Source organism: Collinsella aerofaciens (genome assembly GCF_015553355.1).
In the GTDB taxonomy this organism is placed as follows: Bacteria; Actinomycetota; Coriobacteriia; order Coriobacteriales; family Coriobacteriaceae; genus Collinsella; species Collinsella aerofaciens_V.
This window is the reverse complement of sequence record NZ_JADNGN010000027.1, coordinates 1-6,242: the sequence shown is the minus strand read 5'-3', so window position 1 is coordinate 6,242 and position 6,242 is coordinate 1. Positions and strand designations below refer to the sequence as shown.

At 58.3% G+C, this 6,242-nt stretch carries 3 protein-coding genes and 5 tRNA genes; all 8 read right to left on the bottom strand.

Going from position 1 to position 6,242, the window contains the following annotated elements:
• Positions 1 to 2: 2 nt before the first annotated feature.
• Positions 3 to 78 (bottom strand) — tRNA-Gly (locus tag I2D57_RS07195).
• Between the two features lie 141 nt (positions 79 to 219).
• Entirely contained in the window at positions 220 to 1,953 is a 1,734-nt protein-coding gene (locus tag I2D57_RS07190; protein WP_229055679.1) for a glycoside hydrolase family 13 protein, read from the bottom strand.
• A 178-nt stretch (positions 1,954 to 2,131) separates the two neighbouring features.
• A tRNA-Gly gene (locus I2D57_RS07185) sits at positions 2,132 to 2,207 on the bottom strand.
• A 42-nt stretch (positions 2,208 to 2,249) separates the two neighbouring features.
• Positions 2,250 to 2,323 (bottom strand) — tRNA-Cys (locus I2D57_RS07180).
• A 34-nt stretch (positions 2,324 to 2,357) separates the two neighbouring features.
• Positions 2,358 to 2,433, bottom strand: a tRNA-Gly gene (locus tag I2D57_RS07175).
• Positions 2,434 to 2,538: 105 nt separating this feature from the next.
• Positions 2,539 to 3,285, bottom strand: coding sequence for an anti-sigma factor antagonist (locus I2D57_RS07170; protein ID WP_195361992.1), 747 nt, complete (start codon positions 3,283 to 3,285; stop codon positions 2,539 to 2,541).
• A 78-nt stretch (positions 3,286 to 3,363) separates the two neighbouring features.
• Entirely contained in the window at positions 3,364 to 5,709 is a 2,346-nt protein-coding gene (locus I2D57_RS07165; protein ID WP_195361991.1) for a GAF domain-containing SpoIIE family protein phosphatase, read from the bottom strand.
• A gap of 59 nt (positions 5,710 to 5,768) precedes the next feature.
• Positions 5,769 to 5,858: transfer RNA gene (locus I2D57_RS07160), tRNA-Leu, on the bottom strand.
• Positions 5,859 to 6,242: the final 384 nt, after the last annotated feature.

Here is a 6,242-nt window from a genome sequence, read left to right as displayed (position 1 = left end):
AATGGAGCGGACAACGGGGCTCGAACCCGCGACCCCAACCTTGGCAAGGTTGTGCTCTACCAACTGAGCCATGTCCGCTTACGAGGATTAATCTTACGTGATACCCGCATCCTATGCAAGAACTTTTTTTGAAAAGTTTTGCGACGCCCTCGCGAACCTCGCGAAGACACCAGCCACCACGGAAGGTGTAGGCAAACGCAAACTCGCCGCAAGAGGCCCCTACAACTCAGCGAGCATGATCCAGGCAGAGCTGTCCTGCGCGAGCCTGCCATCCGCAAGCGGTGATGAGGTGAGCAGAACCCTACCCGCCGGCAGCTCCACGGGTGCTGCACCGAAGTTCGTCACACACGCCCAGCCGTTGTCGCGGCGATAGGCGATGACGCCGCCCTCAGCGCCCTCGGCACCATCCGCAAGGCCGGTGCGCCCGTCAAGATCGAGCCACGCAAGATCGTTGGCGCACCCGCGCAGCTTGCGCCGCAGCCAGAGGGCGTCACGATAGAGCGCAAGCATCGATGTCGGGTCCGCTTCTTCCCTATCGGCAGCGTAATCGAAAAACCATGCAGGCTGCGGCAGATGGGGCGCCGCATCGGCGTCCGCCGGTGAAAACCCAAACGATCCGCCCTGCGTGGGATCGTCCGCTGCCACCCACGGCAGGGGCACGCGGCAGCCGTCGCGCCCCTTCTCGCGCTTCGGTCCGTGCGTATTGGTCGCAGTAGGATCTTCGAGTGCGGCCCACGGGATATCGGCCACCTCAAAAAGGCCGAGCTCCTCACCCTGATACACGTATGCCGAGCCCGGAAGCGCCAGCTCGAGCAAAAGGGCCGCCCGCGCGCGGCGCTCGCCGAGTTCACGGTCCTCGTCATAAGACGACCCGTCGCGTAAGAGCCAGTCGAGCGCAATCTGGTGGTAGCGCGTCGCCTTGATCTGCGGCAGGGCATAGCGCGTCGCCATGCGCGGCACGTCGTGGTTGGAGAGTACCCAGGTCGAGGCAGAATCGGATTCGATAGCTGCCTTCAAGCCCTCCTCGATTGCAGCGTGCATGTCATCATAGGTCCAAGTGGCCTTGGCAAACTCAAAGTTGAATGTCTGGCCAAGCTCGCTGGGACGCGCGTAGAGATACTGGCGCTCGGGCAGCACCCATGCCTCGGCAACGGCGCTGCGCGGCGGATTATAGCGGTCGAACACGCGGCGCCACTCGCGATAGATCTCATGGACCTCGTTGCGGTCCCACAGCGGATGGGTGCCGTCGTCAACCATGTCATCGCCCTCGGCGAGATGCCACCGGTCGAGGTCATCGCGGTCGAGATCCTTGGCGAGACCGTGCGCCACATCAATGCGAAAGCCATCGACGCCTCGATCGCTCCAAAACGCCAGGACGTCGCAAAAGAACGCATGAACCTCGGGGCACGACCAGTCAAAGTCCGGCTGCTCGGGCGTAAACATGTGCAGATACCACTGACCGTCCGCGACGCGCGTCCAGGCGGGGCCGCCAAAGTTGGCATTCCAATTGGTGGGAGGCAGCTCGCCGTGCTCGCCGCGACCATCGCGGAAGATATAACGGGCGCGCTCGGGCGATCCGGGGCCGGCGGCAAGAGCGGCTTTGAACCAGGGGTGCTGGTTGGACGAATGGTTGGGCACGATGTCGACGATGACTTTGATGCCGTGCGCGTGAGCCGCAGCGATCATGTCATCGAAGTCGTCAAGCGAGCCGAGACGTGGGTCGACATCGCAGTAGTCCGCCACATCATAGCCGCCATCAACAAGAGGCGATGGGTAAAACGGGCTCAGCCAAATGGCCTCGATACCCAGCCGCTCAAGATAGTCCATCTGCTGGGTAATGCCCGCGATATCGCCCAGACCCGAACCAGTCGAATCCTTAAACGAGCGCGGGTAGATTTGATAAATCGCGGCATCGGACATCCATGGGCGCGAAGAGGACTTTTCTGTAGCCATGGGGTGCGCCTCCCTTGCAACGAGGTTTTGCGAGATGCCCACGATGATACGCCCAAAGCGGACATTCGCGGCAAACAACGCCACAGCCACGCCCCAAAACGCTCGCTCTCTCACGGGTTCGAGCCCAGACGACGGGTACGAAAAAGCCCGGCTACCGTAGTAGTCGGGCTGTTACGCTTGGAGCGGACAACGGGGCTCGAACCCGCGACCCCAACCTTGGCAAGGTTGTGCTCTACCAACTGAGCCATGTCCGCATATGTAAAACAAAACGGGCGCCGGAGCGCCCGGATGTTGCCTGGAGGCGAAGCCCGGATTCGAACCGGGGGTAAAGGCTTTGCAGGCCTCTGCCTTACCACTTGGCCACTTCGCCGAAAAAGGACCGCCTAAACGGTCCGGAAATGCAATGGAGCGGACAACGGGGCTCGAACCCGCGACCCCAACCTTGGCAAGGTTGTGCTCTACCAACTGAGCCATGTCCGCTTGCGGGTTATTAATTTACGCGAGTTGTCCAAAAGACGCAAGTACTTTTTTCAAAAAACTTGTCTGCCGCATGTTCTTAGTAGCTAAACGCGCTAAAGCGATTGGCTAGGCACACGATTCCAGCGCTCCGCTAAACAGCTTCACCATCTGCACGCGCGTGCCGGCGCCGTCCGTACGACGAGCAACCTCCACGTTATCGACGAGCATACGCATAAGCTTGATACCACGGCCGCGCTCCTCTGATGCGACCGGTTCGCTCGTTTCATCGATAGAATAGCCGGCACCTCGATCAAGCACCTCAACCACAACGCGATCGCCATAGGCCTGAACCGTCAGGACGCACCCGATACCGCCCGCATGGTCATAGGCATTACCCAGCGCCTCCCCCGACGCCAATGCGACATCGTAGCGCTCGTCACGGCGCAACGGAAGCGATTCAAGGAGTTCGGCGATGCGATGTCGGTAGTATGGAAGATTTTCGATACCCTGACGGACCTCGACGCTCTTACTCCAGCGAGGCAGCTCCCCCACCGGAATGGCGGGAATAGACTCCCGTGCCGGCCCCGCGACATGAAGAATATCGACAAGACGAGCAATCTCCAAAAAGCGAACAACTTCACCTGATGCATTGACGAGCGAAAGCAGGCCTTCTCGCCTCATGAGCTCACGAGCGCGCGTAAGCAGGAATGCCAAGCCCGTCGAATCGATAAAGCTAACAGTCTGACAGTTGATGACGACACGACGCACGCCGCGGCCAATCAAAGCATCCAACCGCCGACGCAGCGCAGGCACCGTGGCGATGTCGATATCGCCTGGTGGCGTCAAAACCGCTATGTCATTCCACTCATTCATACGACCATGGTTCCCCAAAAAAGCCCACTCGATGCATTCGTTTCCCCAACCGTACGGATTCAGCCCGCCCAGCGTCGTCTATGAACGACCCCGTAAAAACTCAAGGGACACCAATGCAATGTCATCGTCCAGCGCCGATTCGGTAAATCGGTCGAGCTCGCCCAAGACCTTGCCGCAGATTCCCGATACGCCCTCACCCGAGACAGAGAGCAGAAGGTCACGAAGGCGCTGCTCGCCAAAGAAAGCACCCGAGCGGTCACGTGCTTCGATTGTTCCGTCGGTGTACATAAATAGCATGTCACCAGGAGCGAACGTAAACACGCCCGTCTCGTACACCATGCTCTCAAAGGCACCGATTACCCCAGATTGGCATCCAAGCAGCTCGACCTCTCCCCCACGAGCCTCGTCGCCACCCAGCGGCATCGACTCTGGCCTGATGACCATGGTCGGAGGATGGCCCGCCGAACAATACGTTGCGCGTCCGGCTTTAAGGTCAATCTTGGCGATAAAGGCCGTCACGAACGTCTCGACCCTCGAAAAGCCCATGAGCATGCTGTTAAGGGAGCGTGCCATGCGGGCCGGTCCAGCGCCCTCCCAGGCATATGCCGTCAGGGCCGTCTTGACGAGCGCGGACATCGATGCAGCCTCAATGCCTTTGCCAGACACATCGCCCAGAATCATGACGGCGCAATCGTCGGGAAGACGGATGAGCGTATAGAAATCGCCGCCGACCAACGCCGAGTTCGTGGCCGACAGGTACACCGAATCGGTTGCGATACCCGGAACATCCCCCAGTGAATTTCTCATGCCAATCTGGAGGGTCTGAGCGATATGGCGCTCCTCACGCTTTTGAGATTCGCCTTCATAGATCAGTTCAAAGTCATGCGCCAAGTGCACCAAGTAGTCATATTCAAGGTCATCAATCGGCTCTTGGCTACCATCACGAAGCAGCAGCGCGCGCGTCGTCGGGCTCTTCGCAACAGAAGCAGGAACAATCGCGTCGTTACTGTGCTTGCCATCGCCCTCAGAGCGCGGGTGCCCCGCCTCGATGCCGGAGTCGACGTAGAGACCTTGACAAGGCAGACCATGCGCCCTAAGCCAGCCTCCCATAGGCATCGATTCGTCAACGCGAGTTATACGGACGTGTTTAAGGTCCTCGGCACTCGTACCCCCCAAAACAGACGCCTCAAAGCCATCAGGGCCAGCCCCCAGACGTGCCGCTGGCGCCGTCGTGGAAAAGAAAAGCTTCTCGGGATCGTCCGGCAAAGCAACGCGACTGCCGCCTTCAAAATCTATGACGTAGGAATCCAGACTGGCGTCATACTCAACAGGGCAAAAATGGCAGTTGAGCATATTGCAGATCTCGGACGATATCGCCCGGGTAGCGGCGGCGGAATCGTCTAGAAAGGTAAACAACTCATCACGTAAGACATTGAGCGAGCGGCCAAGCTCGGCCGTGCGACGAGAGCGAAGACTCGATGCCATGCCGACCAGCTGGATAGACAGGTAATCGCAAATGACCTCGAGTACATTAACGTCATAGGCGAGCGGTGCCTGAGGGCGTTTCCAACCAACTTCCAGAACGCCAAGGATCTGCGTACCGTAAAAAACGGGAAGACAGATCTCGCTGCGGTACGGAGGCATATCCTGCACGCGCAACAGGTGCTTAGAACGATTGTCCAGGTCCATGAACATACCGGAGGCGGCCTTATCGCCCTCAAGGTCCTGTTGAATCGACAAGCGACAAGCACGCGACTCGCGAAGAACATACGTCGGAATGCCAGCGCCATACGGCAAAAACTCGGGCAGGTAGCTGTCGTGCAGCTCCTTGGAAACACCGCGAAGCTTAAAGCCGCCGCTCTCAGAAAAATAGATAGCGGCACCCGAAGCATCGAGCGTTCCTACAAGTTGGTTCAAAACGGTATCAAGCAGGCTGGGTAGCTCATCGGAGCCCACGGTGCTCATAATGACCGAGAGCGTGCCAGAGAGACGCTTGTTCGCCACTCTAAGCTCCGATAACGCACGCTTGAGTTGCCGGTCGTGAGAATACTGTTCCTCGATACTGTGAAGCGCCACCAGGACACGTGGTGCGCGGCGCCCAAAGATGCGTGGAGGCGTTACGGACCCCGCACGAACCAAGACGGGAATAAAAGAGCCGTCACTCAACTTGAGCATCAGTTCGTTCTCGGAGCCATCGGTTTCAAATGGCAGACGATGTTCCGTCGCACGTTCAAAAGCGGACGAGTACAGAACGTCTTTAACATCTCCACCGATGACGTCGGCGCGTTCCTCGCACATCAAACCAAGTAAGCGATTATTCACATGCAGAATGGTTCCGTCGAGCTCGCAGATGATGACAGCATCGCTCGTGATCTCGACTAGTTGGGCAACGTCTGCCCACTCGTTGCGTTCAAGCGTTTCCATCGTGGACCCCACCGTCTATCGGTAACAAAAAAGCCTCCGAAGAGGCTTCTCAAATGCGATGGTGTCGGAGGCGGGACTTGAACCCGCATGACCAAAAAGCGGTCACTAGCACCTCAAGCTAGCGCGTCTGCCAATTCCGCCACTCCGACATGCTATGTTGTTGATTCGCGGTTCGTTTTGTTCGAACCGCGCGTTCAACGAGGAAGATAATAACCTATGATTCGAGAACTGTGCAAGCACTTTTTAGAAAAAAGTTTACGAATTTGTAAATGCGCAGGTAGATCTATATGTCCGGCCCCGTATCGGTGTTGCCTCCCGGCGCGTCCTCGGGCATGAGCGATATTTTGCTACGCACTTCGTGCTGCGAAATATCGCTCCCCCTGCGGAATGCGCCGGGAGGCAACACCGATACGGGGCCTGCAAATACGTACTTCAGGCACAGTTCTCAAACATGTTCTGAGGGCTGATGCAAATTTGGTGGCTCGGCTTTGCCGAGCCCTTATATGGGGAGGCCGGAGCTAAAGCTCCGGCCT

Bases quoted from the DNA above. Each gene is read 5' to 3' on its own strand.
- I2D57_RS07190 (WP_229055679.1), bottom strand. From the start codon at position 1,953: ATGGCTACAGAAAAGTCCTCTTCGCGCCCATGGATGTCCGATGCCGCG.
- I2D57_RS07170 (WP_195361992.1), bottom strand. From the start codon at position 3,285: ATGAATGAGTGGAATGACATAGCGGTTTTGACGCCACCAGGCGATATC.
- I2D57_RS07165 (WP_195361991.1), bottom strand. From the start codon at position 5,709: ATGGAAACGCTTGAACGCAACGAGTGGGCAGACGTTGCCCAACTAGTC.